The sequence below is a fragment of the Enterobacillus tribolii genome (assembly GCF_003363015.1).
GTDB lineage: Bacteria > Pseudomonadota > Gammaproteobacteria > Enterobacterales > Enterobacteriaceae > Enterobacillus > Enterobacillus tribolii.
This window is the reverse complement of the sequence record NZ_QRAP01000003.1, coordinates 43,105-58,980: the sequence shown is the minus strand read 5'-3', so window position 1 is coordinate 58,980 and position 15,876 is coordinate 43,105. Positions and strand designations below refer to the sequence as shown.

Here is a 15,876-nt window from a genome sequence, read left to right as displayed (position 1 = left end):
TTTATTTCATTAGTATTTGAGATGTAAAACACGGAAAATTCTGCAAAATCATCTATGTAACCTGAGATAAATCAATGAAAAAGCCCACAAATTGTGGGCTTAATTTATTTGAATAAAGCAAAAACTTTTTTAATGCAGGTTGTTAACCTGCTCGGTGGGGTGACCGGCCAGCAGAGATTTAACATCGGCAGAATCAAACACATAGTTCGCTCCGCAGAAGTCGCAATGCATATCGATGTTGCCCTCTTTTTCCAGCATGTCTTCCAGCTCCTCCGGGTTCACGGTCAGCAGCGCGTTGGCGCAGCGTTCCCGCGAACAGGTGCAGCGGAAGGTAACGTCCTGCGGTTCATACAGGGTGACTTCTTCCTGATGATACAGGCGGTACAGCACTTCGTTGGCCGGCAGGGTGAACAGTTCTTCCGCCTTGACCGTGGCTGTGAGCTGGGTCAGGTGGTTCAGATCGTCCGCACTGTTGGGCTGCGCCGGCACGATTTGCAGCAGCATGCCGGCGGCGGCGGGTTTGCCATTGGCTTCGCCGGTGCGGATAAACAGGCGGGTGGGCAACTGTTCAGACTGCATGAAATAGCCTTCCAGGCAGACCGCCAGCGTATCGCCGTCCAGGGCCACGACGCCCTGATAACGCTCACCTTCCTCCGGCGTGATGGTGATGACCAGATACCCGTTGCCGACCATCTCTTTCAGGCTGCTGCCGGGCGCGATGTCACCCTGCAGCCGGGCCATACCGCGCATTTCCTGACGATTGTTGCCGTTGATCACGGCCAGGCGCAGCGGGCCGTCGCCCTGCAACTGCACGGTGATTTCTCCGTCGAACTTGAGCGTGGCGGTCAGCAGGCTGGTGGCGACCAACAGTTCGCCGAGCAGGTTTTGCACTTCCTGCGGATACTGATGATTTTCCAGCATGTGCTGATAGGTTTCGCTCGCCGTTACCAGTTCGCCGCGCACGGCGAGGTTTTCGAACAGATAACGATGCAGTTGGTCATGATTGGACATAGCTTTTCTCTCGTTTGCGGCCGGTTTATTCCGGTGCGCCGTATTTAAATTTGATCAGATTGCGCCGCTCTTTCTTATCCGGCCTGCGCTCGGGGTGCGGCATGGTCAGGGCGTTCATCTTGCGCGCCTGCGCGACTTTCTCGCGGTTCTCTATGCTGGCGGCGGTTTCCTGATAAAGCCGCTGCGCTTCTTCGGCGCCGCGCCGCTGGGCGGACAGCGCCATGACGATGATGGTGCGTTCATCGTTCCCCTGACGCAGCTTAAGCTCCGCGCCCACCTCCACGGCCTTGCTGGGCTTGCCGCGCTGGCCGTTGTAATGCACTTTGCCGCCGTCGATCATCTCCCGTGCCAGCGCGCGCGTTTTGTAAAAGCGTGCGGCCCACAGCCATTTATCCAGACGGACAACGCCATCGTCCTGTTGATGTCGTTCTTTCATTGCGGCTCCTTGATCCGTTTGCGCTCAGCGCGGCTGAAAAGCGGGCAGCAGGATGCGGTAATCGTTCATCGACGGATGACGGGCAAACGTCTTTTCGCCGGTGCTGGAGTCAGGGTTGCTGACGCCCAGGCAGTAGCGGATGCCATAATGGCTGGCCGCGTCCAGAATCGGTTCCGCATCATCCACGAACAGCGTTCGCGCCGGGTCGAGGCCGGTGTGTTGTTCCACCGCCTCCCACAGCCGCCGATCTTCTTTGGGATAACCAAATGTATGGGTGGATAATAATAAATCAAGGTGCTGGTCCAACCCGGTGTGTTGCACCTTCACCGACAGGCTGTGCGGATGGGCATTGGTCAGCAGGATGGTACGCCGGCCGCTGGCGCGCAGGGCATCGAGGAAGGGGCGCGTATCCTGGCGCAGACGGGCGCGCGGGCCGACGTCGGTCGTCATCCGGTAAATATCCAGATTCAGCCGTTCGCACCAGTAATCGATGCAATACCAGTCCAGCGTATGCTGTACGGCCTGATACTCCTGAAAAACCAGATCGCGCGCTTCTTCCGGGGAAATCCCGCGCTGCTCGCTCAGCGTGCGGGGCACCAGCTGTAGCCAGAAATAGTTGTCGAACTCCAGATCCAACAACGTGCCGTCCATGTCTAACAGGACGGTATCTATTTCTTGCCAGTCAAAATCAGGAACCATGCGGCCTCCGTATCGGGTGAGGTCGGGCCGCCCGCGAAGCGGAAAACGGCCGATATCGGTAAAGTATATTTTTCCCGCGCGGGCTTGTCATGCCGGAGGCGAATTCCGCCTCCGGTAATTTTTTTATCTGGGGGAGAGATCGAAAGATGAGAATGACGGGTTGATGCAGCGATCATAATAATGCTGGATCGCGGGAATACGGCGCATGTTCTTTTGCAGGCGCATCAGCAGCAGGCCGAGGTTCACCACGACGATGGCCACGACGACCATAATCAGCAAACAGGTGCCGGCGTAACGCCACAGCGTCATGATGTCCGGCTCGCTGTGCAGCACGATGTGGCGGGTGCCGTTGGCGTCGGTGCTGATGTCGGTAATGACCCCACGCGCCGTGAAAGGGGTAACCAGCAACTGGCGCGACAGGTTTTCCAGCTCGCGCCACTGGTCGATGGAGTTGTAGTCATACAGAGATACCGACGGCTGGGCGTGATTCACCAGCGGTTTGCCTTCATCACTGACGATCAGGAAGCCGTTCGGCGGCGTTACGGCCAGTGACTGCGCGGCCTGACGGGTTTCCCGGTAATAGAACGAAGACACGGCGCTGTTAACGATGTCTGAAAGCTGCTGGGCGCTGGCGGGGCGCAGCAAAACGTTGACCCCGTCGAGTTTCCCGCTTTCGGCTTTTTTCACCAGCGTATCCCATGACGTGCTGTTGCCCAGGTTAAGCAGGGCATTCTTCAGCCGGCCGCATTCCGCCTGCTGCTGACCGCACAAATCCTCGGCACGCAGCACGATGTCGCCGAAGTCGTCTAATAACAGCATGCCTGATTTCTGGATGGCGCTGGCTAACTGGGGGTTAACCTTCTGTTCGGTGCCGCTGCCAGGATTCATCTGGCGGTTAACGCTTGCCAGCAGGGCGCTGGCGTTGTCGATGACGTCGGATGACGGCACGGCCAGTGGGGCGGCGGTGTTCCAGTAGATTTCGGAACAGTCGAACGGCATGAACGGATAACTTTTGCCTTCCTGATACACGGCCGGAACACGGCACATGCCTGAGCCCTGAATGTCCAGGGTGTCCCCCACCCGCAACGGCAGGGCGGAAAGGGTTTTCACGTCCGTCACGCTGAGGTCATGGGTGCCGTGTATCCATGCGGCACTGAGCTTGAAGGGGATGCTCAGCGGCAGGGTGGTCAGCAACAGGGTCAGAATCAACGTCGCGCCGCAGGCCAGAACCGCGTTATGGCCCCAGCGTTGCAGGGGAAAATGCTTCACTTCGTCATGCAGGGAGAGGAAACGGCCCTGACGCACCACGTGACGGTTGAGATACATTTCAATGTCTGTGTTCTGGCCCAGGTCGTGCTGTATGTAATTCTGCCAGTGCGCGGGATAAATCAGATCAATGGTTCCCAGCGAGACGTTATTGATCTTACCAACGTTAGAGTCGCCGAACAGCCCCCAGCGTTTGGGAATGCCCCGCAGGCAGTGCACTTCTTTCAGCGTTTGCTCCGCGGGCGCGCTGTACAGCCGCCAGACGCCCCAGATGACAAGCCCGGCGGCAAGCGCCAGCAGCCAGGGAACCAACGCCTCCGGCGAGAACAGGCTGAGATAGAGCAGAAGCATGGCGGCGACGAGTATGACAGATTCCCTGATGCCGGTCCGCTGAGTCAGCTGATGCTCAAGATAGGTTTCTTTGCGCACGCCGGTCAGCTCAATTTGCTCGCTTTCCGCCGGGCGGATCGAGGCCTGGGCGGAGTCGTCGCTGAAGCGCGGCATTTCTTCGCGGGTATACTCCGTCAGGGAGTGCCCGTTGATGGAGATCACCAGCGGTATGCTGTGGGTTTTGATCACTTCCAGACGGTTTTCGTCTGCAATGAACTGCTCCCAAAACGGCGGCAGGTGAATTTCCAGATTATCAAGGTAATAGCGACGGTAGTTAGGATCGTCAACGCTCAGCCCATAGCGGGTGATGGTGTGCGTCAGCGGATAGACGCGGTCGCCCTGCGGACTGAGCCGATGGTAAAGTGGTGAAAGCTGCGTACCTGCCGCACGGGAAGTCGCCTGAGGTGACAGGCTTTCCAGATAGCGTTCGATGGCATACAGCTCATCCGCGCTGAGTTTGCGCTGTTTAGCTTTCCTGAAAGGAAACGATGATGTCAGCAATGCAGATCTTTTCATGCTAATCCAATAAAGGCATCCAACAGCGAGCAAACAGGGGATCAAGATGATTAATGCAATGACCGATGCACTCATGCCAACCCCGTCAGGTAATATCATAGTGACCGCTGGTTTCACCATTTGCTATCCCTATGCAAGGTGACATTATACTGAGGAATCAGGTTACTAATATAACTATATGTTATAAAAACGGTTTGCTTCTAACGCAGAGAACTTTTTTATTTGAAACTGACTAGAGGTTAAAAGCCTTCTTCATAAGAAAGTATCAGCATTGTCCGATTTTTTACCTGGCGAATGGGCACTTTTCTGCATAGGGTTATTAAGGCTGCCCGCCGAAGCGGGCTGCGGGCGGGCGAGTTCTTTTTATTGTTATGCTTATTTTTTATGTCATTACCGGCGGGTACTGAATGGTAAAAATAATGCAACAATTGTTGCGATTTTACCGGAATCTCAAGCACAATGGCGGTCATGATAACGTGATCAATGTCTAAAAAAGACATGTACGATACCGCGTTATACCAGGCGTAGTTTGAACTGTTACAAAAAACGCAGGGTATTTTTAGCCGAGACAACCATGGATAAATTACAGCAAAAACCAAAAATCCTCAGAGTGGCCACCATCGCGCGTTCACGTTTGTTCAATGTTGAAACGGTGGATCTTGAGTTCAGTAACGGCGTACACCGCCAGTATGAGCGCATGCGTCCGTCGGATCGCGAAGCCGTGATGATCGTCCCCGTGTTGGGCGATGACCTGCTGCTTATCCGGGAATATGCGGTAGGGCTTGAAGAGTATGAACTGGGGTTCCCCAAGGGGTTGATTGATCCCGGCGAGCAGGTTTTTCAGGCGGCTAACCGTGAACTGATGGAAGAGGCGGGTTATGGCGGCGAGCGTTTCAGTTTTTTGCGCAAGCTGACGATGGCGCCCTCTTATTTCTCCAGCAAGATGAATATCGTGCTGGCGGAAGGTTTATATCCCAAGCGGCTGGAAGGGGATGAGCCGGAGGAGATGCCGGTGGTACGCTGGCCGGTGGCGCGCATGATGGAACTGCTGGAAGAGCCGGATTTCTGCGAAGCGCGTAACGTCAGCGCTTTGTTTTTAGCGCGGGATTTTCTGGCGCAGCGTTGAAGCACGCCGTAAACGCGTTTGCGTGGCTGAAAAAATAAGTCAGTAAAATAACAAGGGGCCGTTTCGGCCCCTTGGTGTTTCTGCTTTTCGCTTACGGCGGTTTAGAACAATTCGTGGGTCTGACCGTTATCAATGATAGTCGTTCCGCTGTCCTGCACTGCGTAGTCCGTCGGCTGCGTGCCGCTGATGAAATATTCCGACCGGCTGCGGCCGCTGCCGGTAGAAAGCTTACCGCTCTGCATGTCGATTTTGACGCTGACAATGCCCGGCGGCGGCGGCATACGCTGCTCCGGAATGCCTTCCAGCGCGGTTTTCATGAAATCATCCCACGCCGGCTGGGCGCTCTTGGCTCCGCCTTCACCGCCGGAAATCTGATCCTTGATGGCGCCGGATGCGGTTGAACGCCCCAGATCGCGACGGTGATCATCGAAGCCGATCCACACCGTGGTGACAGTGCCCGGACCGTATCCGGAGAACCAGGCGTCTTTAGAGCTGTTGGTCGTCCCGGTTTTGCCGCCGATGTCGCGACGTTTCAGGTCGCGGCCGGCGCGCCAGCCGGTGCCCATCCAGCCACCACCGGGTTCGCCGAAGATGTTGCTGTTAAGCGCATCGTACATCAGGAACGCCAGCGGCGAGCTGATGACGTGAGGGGCGTACTGCTGGTCGCCATCGCGGCTCATCTGGCCCGGCGTGACTTCCTGCAACTGCGGCATCGGAACGGATACCGGCGTCGTGCCGTCATGGGAAACCGCAACGTTTTCCATATTATCTTCGCTCAGTACGGCGGAGCGGGCGGTTTGGCCGTAAATCACCGGCAGGTTGCAGTTGGTGCAGACAACGCGCGGTTTGGCTTCGAATACCGGGTTATCGTTGTCATCTACGATTTTGGTGATGAAGTACGGGTCAACCAGGTAACCGCCGTTGGAGAAGACGGAATAACCGCGCACCATCTGCAGCGGCGTAAACGACGCAGCGCCCAGCGCCAGCGCTTCCGTATGCGCGATGTTGCTTGCCGGGAAGCCGAAGCGCAGCAGGTATTCAGCGGCGTAATCCACGCCCATGGCGCGCATGGCGCGTACCATCACCACGTTCTTCGACTCGCCCAGCCCCTGACGCAGACGGATCGGTCCGGCGTAGGTCGGCGGTGAGTTTTTGGGCCGCCAGTCGGTGCTGGCGCCCGGGTCCCAGCGGGAAACCGGCAGGTCGTTAAGGATGGTGGCGAGCGTCAGCCCTTTATCCATCGCGGCGGTGTACAGGAAAGGTTTGATGTTGGAACCGACCTGACGCAGCGACTGGGTTACGCGGTTAAACTTGCTCTGATTGAAATCAAAGCCGCCTACCAATGCTTTCACCGCCCCGTCCTGGGGATTGATGGACACCAGCGCGGAGTTAACGTCCGGCACCTGGGAAAGCCACCACTGCTGCTTGTTGTCCTGGCGCACCCAGATTTGCTGGCCGGCCTGGAGGACATCGCTGACCCGCCTCGGCGTCGGCCCTTGTTGGGTGTCGCTGCGGTAAGGACGGGCCCAGCGCACGGTGGTGAATGGCAGAATGACTTCGCTGCCGTCCGCCAGCATGACCGTGGCTTCGGTATTACCGGAGGCCATGACCACCGCCGGCAGCAGGGGGCCGTACGTTGGCAGGTTTTTTATCGAATCGATGATTTGCTTCTGGTTCCAGGCCGGTTGCCCGACTTTCCACAACACGTTGGAAGGGCCGCGGTAGCCGTGACGCATATCGTAGGCAATCACGTTGTTGCGAACGGCTTCCTGGGCGGCCTGCTGCAGACGTTTAGTGATGGTGGTGTAAACCTTGTAACCATCCGTATAGGCGTTGTCACCATAGCGTTTGATCATCTCCAGGCGCACCATTTCAGCAAGATACGGTGAGGAGAAATCGATTTCCGGGCCGTGATAGCTGGCGTTGATCTTTTCGCTGCGGGCCTGATCGTACTGCGCTTTGGTGATGTAGTGCTGATCAAGCATACGCGCTAATACCACGTTACGGCGCGCCAGGGCGCGATCGTACGAATAAAGCGGGTTAAATGTTGAAGGCGCTTTCGGCAGGCCGGCGATCATGGCCATTTCGCTGAGATCCAGCTGATCGATGGTTTTGCCGAAATAGACCTGTGCCGCGGCGCCGACGCCGTAAGCACGGTAGCCGAGGTAAATTTTGTTGAGATACAGCTCCAGAATTTCATCTTTCGACAGCATCTGTTCGATGCGGATCGCGAGAAAGACCTCTTTAATTTTTCGCATCAGCGTTCTTTCCGGGCTGAGGAAAAAGTTCCTGGCTAACTGTTGGGTAATCGTACTGGCACCCTGAGAGGCGTGTCCGGTAAACATGGCAACAGAAGCGGCGCGGAAAATCCCCACCGGGTCAACACCGTGATGCTCATAGAAACGACTGTCTTCCGTGGCGATGAACGCCTTGACCATCGTTTGTGGAATCTGATCCAGCGGTAACGGGATACGACGCTTCTCGCCAAACTGGGCGATAAGCTCTCCATCTGCGCTGTAAACCTGCATTGGCGTCTGCAGTCGGACGTCTTTCAGCGTGGCAACGTCGGGTAATTGCGGCTCAACGTATTTGTACAAACCAAATACCAAAGCCGCTCCCAGCAGAATGCAACACACTGCAAGAACGATAAAATACTTTACGAACTTCACCTGAGATATCCCATTACTTGTCCATTGGGCAGTTTCTAAACAACCGCGCAGTAGTATAAAGGCAAGCCTGCAACGTTGATACGTTCTTTTATCAACTTCACGAATAATGGAGGATGCGGGCATGTTTTCTCAGCGCTGGCAAACCGGGGTAGACATCAGTCCCGGCGGGATGTGTGCGGTTGCTTTGTCACGCCGCCGGGACGGCTGGCAACTGAAACGCTGGTGGCAATTATCCCCGCCGGCGGATCTGTTTTGCGACGGGCGGCTGCAACGGCCGCGCCAGTTGGGTGAGTGGCTGCGTGACTGGCGGCGGGAGCTGCCCGCCAATGCCCGTATCCGCCTGGGGTTGCCGCCGGCGCAGGTGATGCAGCGGTATCTGCCCCGCCCGGACCGGCAACTTTCTCCGGCCGTGCGTCAGGAAGCGCTCCGGATTGCGGTAGAGAAGCAGTTTCATCTCTCCTGCAAAGAGATGGCCTACGACTACGCTCCGGCGGCGCGTGATGGTGACGGCGTAGTGGTAACCGCCGCCCGGCGCCGCGACTTACAGGGATGGCTGGACGCGATGAGTGTCGCTGGCCTGACGCCGGATGCTGTGGATATCACGCCCTGCGCATTGCGCCGCGTGGCGGCGTTGTGCGGCACGCCGCCGGATAAACTGTTGCTGTACCGCACATCTCAGACGCTGCTGTGGGTTTCCCCACGGCCGCAGCCGCTGGCGTACGGTTGCGTGGCGGCAGGTGATGACGACGTTTCGCAGGCGGTATGCGCCGCCCTTCAGGCGGGATTTACCGGCGACGGCTATCTGTTAAGCGGCGCTGCGGCGCCGGCGGAATGGTCACCGTTTGGTTTCCTGCGCCAGCTTCAGCCGCCGCTGCCCCGGCAACCGCAGGATTTCACCCTGGCTCTGGGGCTGGCGTTGCATCCGGGGGCTGAGGCATGGATTTAGTCATTAACCTGCTTCCCTGGCGTGATGGCTATGCCGTTGCGCGCCGGCGTCAGGTGGCGGGCGTGCTGGCGTTTAGCCTGCTGTTGTCTGCTGCGGGTCTCGGGCTGATGTGGCGCAACGGCCTGCAGACGGAAACCGGGTTACGGCTGAAGCAGGAAAGTCAGACGCGGACGCTGGAAGCGCTGCGCCGGGAAAAACAAACGCGCCAGCAGACCGTGGCGCAGATGAAAGCGCGCATTGACGCTGAGCGGCGCGGTGAAGCGTTCGCACAAAAGAACCGCCGTAACGGGGCGTTATTGCGTCTGCTGAGCCGTCATATTCCGGCCGGGCTTTGGCTGACCCAACTGGAAAGCGGAGGTGACGGCTTTGTTTTACAGGGAAAAGGGACGGGCGCGTCTGACCTGTTTCAGTTCGTTCAAACGCTCAACCCCGCCGGAGCGAATAGCGTGCCTGCCGAAACCACGCTGACGGAGCTGACCCGGGATGAAAACGGCGATGTGGCGTTTACTTTGCGCGGCGTCTGGGAGCATACCTCATGAAGGCTTGGTGGCTGGCGTTTGGTCTGTGGGCGGCCGGTCTGCGCGGGCCGCGTTTCCCGCTGTTGCTGGCCGGTTCGGCGGTAGTGCCGGCAGTGGCGCTTCTGCTTTTGGGCAAGCTGCTGCTGTCCGCCCCGCTTGAGGAACGGCGGGAGACCATTGATCGTCAACGGAATGCATTGACGCAGCTCGGGGAAGAAAATCGTCGTCTGGAAGCCATGCTGGCGCAGTTGCGGCGGGAGACTCCGGCGCCGGGAAACGGCCCGCCTTCCTGTCAGGCGCTGCCCGGCTCGTTGGCATCCGGGCAGGTTAAATCCTGGCGCCGGGAAAATGCTTCCCCGGCGCAGTGGAGTGTCTCTCTGTCGCTGGCTTACCCAGAGCTGACGGCGCTGCTCACACGGCTGGAACCGTGCCCGTGGCTGATTCAGTTATTGCGGATCACCCGTATGGAACAGGGCGTAGAGGCGGAAATCCGTCTCGGAGAGGCGGCCTGATGAGAAAGATCCGAAATGCGTTGTTTGTGCCGGCGTGGCTCGTATCGGCATCATTTTCCGTACTTGCCTCAGGGGTGGAACGCGATCCTTTCCATTTACCGCCAACGTCAGTTGCCGGAGTTCCGGAAGAGAGCCGCTATGCAGGCTTCATCAGCGATGGGCGCTGCTGGGTTCAGTGGCGTATCGATGCATCCGGGTACTGGCGAAAAACTGTGCCGGACTATTGCGCTGCTGATCTCACCTTCCCTCCGTTCACCACAGCGTTTACGCCGCAGTGGTGTTCAGGAGAAAAACACAGCGGGCTTCTTCCGTTTGCCTGCCCGCCATGAATACGGGGCCGTAAATCATCATAACCCTTCTCATTTCCCGGACGTTTTAAGGACGAAAAGCATGCCGTGGCGCATCATATTCTGTTGGTTGATTTTAGGTCTGTTTCCGTTTTGCTCTGCGTTTGCTGCGGGAAAAGCGAGGGATGCGTCGCTGCCGGTGACCCTGGTTTTCCATGAGGCGCCGTTGTCCGGCGTTTTACAGGCTTTGGCCGATTTCCGGCGGCTGAACCTGATGGTCAGCGATGAGGTTCAGGGAAAAACAACGCTGCGGTTGGTTGGAGTACCCTGGGAACAGGCGTTACAGGCGATTGCCCGGCAACATGATTTGGCCGTGGAGCGACAAAACGGCATTTTGTTCGTGCAGTCCGCCGCACGGGTTGATTCCCGCCGCGCCGCACGGCGGCAACCCGCTGCGTCCGGCGTACTGAAACAATTGCGCGTCATGTTGCAACAGGCGGAAGCGGAAGAGGTTGCTAAAAGCCTGTTGCAGCAAAAGGGTGGGTTACTGAGCGAGCGCGGCAGCGTATCTGCGGATGGCCGCACCAACATGCTGCTGGTCAGCGATGAACCGCGCCAGTTGGCGGCGATTGAAGCGTGGCTTAAAGAGGTGGATCAAACCGTGCCGCAGGTGCAGTTACGGGCGCATATCATCACGATCAACCGTGAGAGTTTGCGTGAACTCGGCGTGCGCTGGGGCGTCAGGCCTGATGATGACGGCAGTTCGGACGGACGGTTTCGCGTTAATCAGTTTAGTATGGGAATTCCGCTGGACGGCAAATCGCTGAGCGGTGGGTTTCAGATCGCGCGCATCGGCGGAAATATTCTGGAACTGGAGTTAGCCGCGCTGGAGCAGCAGGATAAGGTCGAAATTATCGCCAGTCCGCATCTGATGACGGAAAACCTGCAAACAGCCAGCATCAAGCAAGGCACGGAAATTCCCTATGAGGTTTCCAGCGGCGCCAGCGGAGCAACCGCCATTGAGTTCAAAGAAGCCGTGCTGGGGATGGAAGTCACACCCAGGGTGGTCGGCAGCGACCGCATTACGCTGGCATTGCAAATCAGCCAGAACATGCCGGGAAGAACGCTGAAACAGCAGGAGGGCGAGGTGCTGGCGATCGATAAACAGGAAATACGCACCCGGGTGACGGTGCGCAATGGCGAGACCGTGGTGCTCGGCGGTATTTTTCAGCAGCAAAAAGAACGTGGGAACAGCGCTGTGCCGGGGTTGGGGCGACTCCCCGGGTTAGGCGCGCTGTTTCGTGACGAGCGAAACAGACAGCAGCGCCGGGAGCTGGTGATTTTTATCACGCCCGAGCTGGTGCAAGCCCGGAAAGTTCCTTCATCCTGAGGCTTGCCGGCCCTCTTATTACTTTTTATGACCTGTTCCCCGGAACAATTTATCGGCGTGAATGGTTTCCGCGTTTGACGCTGCGAGAGATTTAGCATACAAGGGTTAGCAAATCAGGTAGCAGTCCATTCATCCCCGGAAAGGCATTTGCCTTGCTCCGGACATCCTGGCGTATTGCGCGAATTTATTCGGTTGCCAAACTACCTGGAGTGTTGAGATAATTTTTAGTCTAATCTCGCACTATCGCTCAATGAGGTTTTAGTTTCGGTCCCGCTGCTGATGTGATTGGCGGGGCGGGTTATCATTAACGTATTATCTTGGTAGTACCGGAAAACATGGCAGAGAAACGCAATATCTTTTTGGTTGGGCCGATGGGCGCCGGCAAAAGTACTATTGGCCGTCAATTGGCTCAGCAGCTCAACATGGAGTTTTACGACTCCGATCAGGAGATTGAGCGTCGTACTGGCGCTGATGTGAGTTGGGTATTCGACGTAGAAGGCGAGGAAGGTTTCCGCGATCGCGAAGAAAAGGTCATCAACGAACTGACGGAAAAGCAGGGGATCGTGTTGGCGACCGGCGGCGGATCGGTAAAATCACGGGAAACCCGTAACCGTTTGTCTGCCCGCGGCGTGGTTGTGTATCTGGAAACGACCATTGAAAAACAGCTGGCGCGCACTCAGCGTGATAAAAAACGCCCGCTGCTGCAGGTCGATACCCCGCGCGACGTGCTGGAATCCCTGGCGTTGGAACGCAACCCGCTGTATGAGGAAATTGCGGACGTCACGATTCGCACCGACGAACAAAGCGCGAAAGTGGTTGCCAACCAAATCATCCATTTGCTGGAAACGAACTGATTTCCGGCGTTTTCATCATCAGAATGAAGGTCTCAAACGAAACATGGAAAGGATTACTGTAACACTGGGGGAGCGCAGCTACCCGATTACGATAGCCGCCGGTTTGTTTGAGAGCCCGGTTTCTTTTCTGCCGCTGCGTGCCGGCGAGCAGGTTATGGTCGTCACGAATACCACGCTGGCCGGTCTGTATCTGGATAAGATCAAAAATACCCTGGAGCAGGGCGGCATGCGGGTAGACACCGTGGTGTTGCCTGACGGCGAGCAATACAAAACCCTGGCGGTGATGGACCAGGTATTCACCGCGCTGCTGCACAAACCGCACGGGCGGGATACGACCCTGGTGGCGCTGGGCGGCGGGGTGATTGGCGACCTGACTGGGTTCGCCGCGGCGTGTTATCAGCGCGGCGTGCGTTTCATTCAGGTGCCGACGACGCTGTTATCGCAGGTGGATTCCTCCGTGGGAGGAAAAACGGCGGTTAATCACCCGCTGGGTAAAAACATGATCGGGGCGTTTTATCAGCCCGCCTCGGTGGTTATCGATCTGGACTGCCTGCAAACGCTGCCGGCGCGCGAGCTGGCTTCGGGGCTGGCGGAAGTTATCAAATACGGCATTATCCTCGACGCTGAATTTTTCAGCTGGCTGGAAGCGCACGTGGATGAGCTGCTGCGTCTGGACCCGGCGGCGATGGCGTACTGCATCCGCCGCTGCTGTGAGATCAAGGCGGATGTCGTCGCCGCAGATGAACATGAACACGGGCAGCGCGCCCTGCTGAATCTGGGCCATACTTACGGGCATGCCATTGAAGCCGAAATGGGCTATGGCAACTGGCTGCACGGGGAAGCTGTCGCTGCGGGTATGATGATGGCAGTGGAAACCGCGCGCCTGCTGGGGCAATTCAGCGAGAGCGACGCCGGGCGGGTGAAAGCGCTGCTGTTGCGCGCCGGGCTGCCGGTGAAAGGGCCGGCGGAAATGGCGCCGGAAGCTTACCTGCCGCACATGATGCGTGATAAAAAGGTACTGGCTGGTGAGCTGCGGCTGGTGCTGCCGCTGGCGATTGGTCGCTCGGAGGTTCGCTCAGGCGTATCTCATGATAAGGTATTAGCGGCAATTGCGGCGTGCCGTGATTAACACGTCGTGATTAAATAGTCTGCCGGGACAGGCCGTTAGCCTGAAAACTTTCCCCGTTGTGCCTGCGGGCCGCAGAGCGGAAAGGCGATATATTGATTGTGCCGCTGGTGGATATACCAACCGGCCTTACCTCGTGTTCGGAGGGTTAAGATGGATAAGATGGAAGACGAAGATTTTTCTGCCGATGACGATCTGAGACCTGATGCCAGTGACCGTCGCGCTTCCCGTTCGCGCAAATCGCGCCGTCCTTCCGTGTCTGTACCGAAAGTCACGGTTTCCCGTCAGCACCTGATTATGGGTATCGGGATTCTGGTTTTGCTGTTGATCATTATCAGCATCGGTTCAGCGCTGAAATCCCCCGATCAGAATTCTCAGCCGCAACAGGCGTCCGGCGATAACCGGAACATCAACCTTTCCGGATCATCTTCGTTGTCCGGCAACGCCAGCGCGCCCAGCGCCACCACGGACACCAACGACGGCAGCGGGGTGAACAACTCCGGGCTGAACGGCGGCCAACCGCAAAGCCTGTCCGGTTCTCCGATCTCCAGTACGCCGACTCAGGCGCCGCCTATGCAGCAGCCGGAGAATCAGCAGCGTGTCGATCTGCCCGGCAACCTGTCTGATGCGCTTTCACCGCCGCAGGCGCAGAACGGTATGAATAATCTGACGCAGTCAACCCTGCCGACCGGCCCGGCAACGCTGGCCGGGCGTACGCAGGGCACGGTGCCTGCGGCAACGACGGGGCAGACTACCCGTCCGGTGCAGACGCAGACTACGCGTCCGACCGCGACAACGCATAATAAAACGCCGGCCAAGACCGGCAGTGAAAAAAACACCTCAACGGGCAAGACTCACACAGCAACGACAACGCGTCCTGCCGCAACGGCGAGCGCGAGTACGCCGGCGCGCAACACGGCGTCAAAACCCGGCCGGGCAGTCGCTGGCTCTGCGGCATCGTATAAAAGCGCGCCGGGCAGCCATTATACGCTGCAACTGAGCAGCGCTTCGCGTTCAGATACGTTGAATGCGTTCGCTAAGCAGCAAAATCTGCCGAATTACCTGGTGTATGAAACCACCCGGGACGGCAAGCCCTGGTATGTGTTGGTCAGCGGGATTTACGCCAGCCCGGCAGAGGCGAAAAAGGCGGTTTCCACCCTGCCGGCGGGGGTTCAGGCAAAGCAGCCATGGGCTAAACCGCTGAGCCAGGTACAAAAAGAAATCAAATAAAATTAACGTTAACAGTTTGCTGATGTGCTGTCTGAACAGCGTGCAATCCGCCGACCTGAATTGGATGAGTAGCTGGTTGACAGCATGAAAAAGAAAAACCGCGCATTTTTGAAGTGGGCAGGCGGTAAATACCCATTGATTGAGGACATCAGGCAGCATTTGCCAGCAGGGAAGCGGTTAATTGAGCCTTTTGTCGGGGCCGGTTCGGTATTTCTGAACACGGACTATGACGAGTATCTGCTGGCTGACATAAATGAGGATCTGATTAACCTTTACAAGATTGTCAAGTCGGAAACAGAGGCATTCGTTAAGGATGCCCGCGACATGTTCAGCGGTGAGTTCAATCAGTCCGATATTTACTATCAACTGCGCAGCGAGTTCAACGAGTGCACCAACGCACATCGTCGGGCGGTGTTGTTTCTCTACCTGAACCGGCATTGTTATAACGGATTATGCCGTTATAACTCAAAGGGGGCTTTCAACGTTCCCTTCGGGCGTTACAAGAAGCCGTATTTCCCTGAAACCGAGCTGTATCTGTTTGCTGAGAAAGCTAAAAAAGCGACGTTCGTCTGTGAGCATTATTCGAAAACTATCACTGACGCGGAGCCGGGCAGCGTGATCTACTGCGATCCCCCCTATGCGCCTCTGTCGCTGACGGCGAACTTTACGGCCTACCACACCAATAGTTTCACGATGGACGATCAGGCTCGCCTGGCGGAGCTGGCCTATGAGGTCTCCTCCAGCAAGAAGGTGCCGGTGCTGATTTCCAACCATGACACCGAGCTGACGCAGCAGTGGTATCACCGGGCCAAGCAGGTCAGGGTTAAGGCCCGCCGCACGATAAGCCGCGATACCAATGGCCGCAGCAAGGTGGATGAGCTGCTGGCGCTGTATAGCTGA

The 15,876-nt window shown here is 57.3% G+C and carries 16 protein-coding genes; 10 read left to right on the top strand and 6 right to left on the bottom strand.

Annotated features, from left to right (window positions below; translation table 11 throughout):
• Nucleotides 1-129: 129 nt before the first annotated feature.
• The 5 genes from hslO to C8D90_RS21960 all read right to left on the bottom strand — a co-directional run bounded on the left by hslO (nucleotide 130) and on the right by C8D90_RS21960 (nucleotide 4,818).
• Nucleotides 130-1,011 carry an Hsp33 family molecular chaperone HslO gene (gene hslO / locus C8D90_RS07705; protein ID WP_115457867.1) on the bottom strand — a complete coding sequence of 294 codons (882 nt, stop codon included), beginning with the start codon at nucleotides 1,009-1,011 and terminating at the stop codon, nucleotides 130-132.
• A 25-nt stretch (nucleotides 1,012-1,036) separates the two neighbouring features.
• Complete coding sequence (gene hslR / locus C8D90_RS07700) at nucleotides 1,037-1,447, bottom strand: ribosome-associated heat shock protein Hsp15 (RefSeq protein WP_115457866.1); 411 nt, start codon at nucleotides 1,445-1,447, stop codon at nucleotides 1,037-1,039.
• Nucleotides 1,448-1,471: 24 nt separating this feature from the next.
• Nucleotides 1,472-2,146: a GMP/IMP nucleotidase gene (yrfG, locus tag C8D90_RS07695; protein ID WP_115457865.1), complete on the bottom strand. Its 675-nt coding sequence runs from the start codon at nucleotides 2,144-2,146 to the stop codon at nucleotides 1,472-1,474.
• 123 nt (nucleotides 2,147-2,269) lie between these two features.
• On the bottom strand, nucleotides 2,270-4,393 hold the full coding sequence (locus C8D90_RS07690) for an IgaA/UmoB family intracellular growth attenuator (protein ID WP_115457864.1): 2,124 nt from the start codon (nucleotides 4,391-4,393) through the stop codon (nucleotides 2,270-2,272).
• A gap of 164 nt (nucleotides 4,394-4,557) precedes the next feature.
• Entirely contained in the window at nucleotides 4,558-4,818 is a 261-nt protein-coding gene (locus tag C8D90_RS21960; protein WP_147291341.1) for a hypothetical protein, read from the bottom strand.
• A 74-nt stretch (nucleotides 4,819-4,892) separates the two neighbouring features.
• On the opposite strand from C8D90_RS21960, the gene nudE reads away from it, so the two are divergent.
• A complete protein-coding gene (gene nudE / locus C8D90_RS07685) occupies nucleotides 4,893-5,444 on the top strand; it encodes an ADP compounds hydrolase NudE (protein ID WP_115457863.1) in 552 nt (183 codons plus the stop codon).
• Between the two features lie 101 nt (nucleotides 5,445-5,545).
• Here nudE and mrcA read toward each other — a convergent pair whose 3' ends face one another.
• Complete coding sequence (gene mrcA / locus C8D90_RS07680; protein WP_115457862.1) at nucleotides 5,546-8,113, bottom strand: peptidoglycan glycosyltransferase/peptidoglycan DD-transpeptidase MrcA; 2,568 nt, start codon at nucleotides 8,111-8,113, stop codon at nucleotides 5,546-5,548.
• Between the two features lie 121 nt (nucleotides 8,114-8,234).
• On the opposite strand from mrcA, the gene pilM reads away from it, so the two are divergent.
• The 9 genes from pilM (at nucleotide 8,235) to dam (ending at nucleotide 15,876) form a co-directional block, all read left to right on the top strand.
• Nucleotides 8,235-9,059: a type IV pilus biogenesis protein PilM gene (gene pilM / locus C8D90_RS07675; RefSeq protein WP_162844379.1), complete on the top strand. Its 825-nt coding sequence runs from the start codon at nucleotides 8,235-8,237 to the stop codon at nucleotides 9,057-9,059.
• Nucleotides 9,050-9,598, top strand: coding sequence for a PilN domain-containing protein (locus C8D90_RS07670; protein WP_115457860.1), 549 nt, complete (start codon nucleotides 9,050-9,052; stop codon nucleotides 9,596-9,598). The genes pilM and C8D90_RS07670 overlap by 10 nt, the downstream gene beginning before the upstream one ends.
• Complete coding sequence (locus C8D90_RS07665; RefSeq protein WP_115457859.1) at nucleotides 9,595-10,089, top strand: hypothetical protein; 495 nt, start codon at nucleotides 9,595-9,597, stop codon at nucleotides 10,087-10,089. The genes C8D90_RS07670 and C8D90_RS07665 overlap by 4 nt, the downstream gene beginning before the upstream one ends.
• Nucleotides 10,089-10,418: a hypothetical protein gene (locus tag C8D90_RS21955; RefSeq protein WP_147291340.1), complete on the top strand. Its 330-nt coding sequence runs from the start codon at nucleotides 10,089-10,091 to the stop codon at nucleotides 10,416-10,418. Before C8D90_RS07665 ends, C8D90_RS21955 begins: the two co-directional genes overlap by 1 nt.
• A gap of 61 nt (nucleotides 10,419-10,479) precedes the next feature.
• Nucleotides 10,480-11,766, top strand: coding sequence for a type IV pilus secretin PilQ (pilQ, locus tag C8D90_RS07660; protein WP_115457858.1), 1,287 nt, complete (start codon nucleotides 10,480-10,482; stop codon nucleotides 11,764-11,766).
• Between the two features lie 335 nt (nucleotides 11,767-12,101).
• Nucleotides 12,102-12,620 (top strand): shikimate kinase AroK, encoded by a 519-nt coding sequence (aroK, locus tag C8D90_RS07655; protein ID WP_115457857.1) that lies wholly within the window; start codon nucleotides 12,102-12,104, stop codon nucleotides 12,618-12,620.
• A gap of 43 nt (nucleotides 12,621-12,663) precedes the next feature.
• Nucleotides 12,664-13,749 carry a 3-dehydroquinate synthase gene (aroB, locus tag C8D90_RS07650; protein WP_115457856.1) on the top strand — a complete coding sequence of 362 codons (1,086 nt, stop codon included), beginning with the start codon at nucleotides 12,664-12,666 and terminating at the stop codon, nucleotides 13,747-13,749.
• Between the two features lie 159 nt (nucleotides 13,750-13,908).
• Nucleotides 13,909-14,976 carry a cell division protein DamX gene (gene damX / locus C8D90_RS07645; RefSeq protein WP_115458179.1) on the top strand — a complete coding sequence of 356 codons (1,068 nt, stop codon included), beginning with the start codon at nucleotides 13,909-13,911 and terminating at the stop codon, nucleotides 14,974-14,976.
• 84 nt (nucleotides 14,977-15,060) lie between these two features.
• Entirely contained in the window at nucleotides 15,061-15,876 is an 816-nt protein-coding gene (gene dam / locus C8D90_RS07640; RefSeq protein WP_115457855.1) for an adenine-specific DNA-methyltransferase, read from the top strand.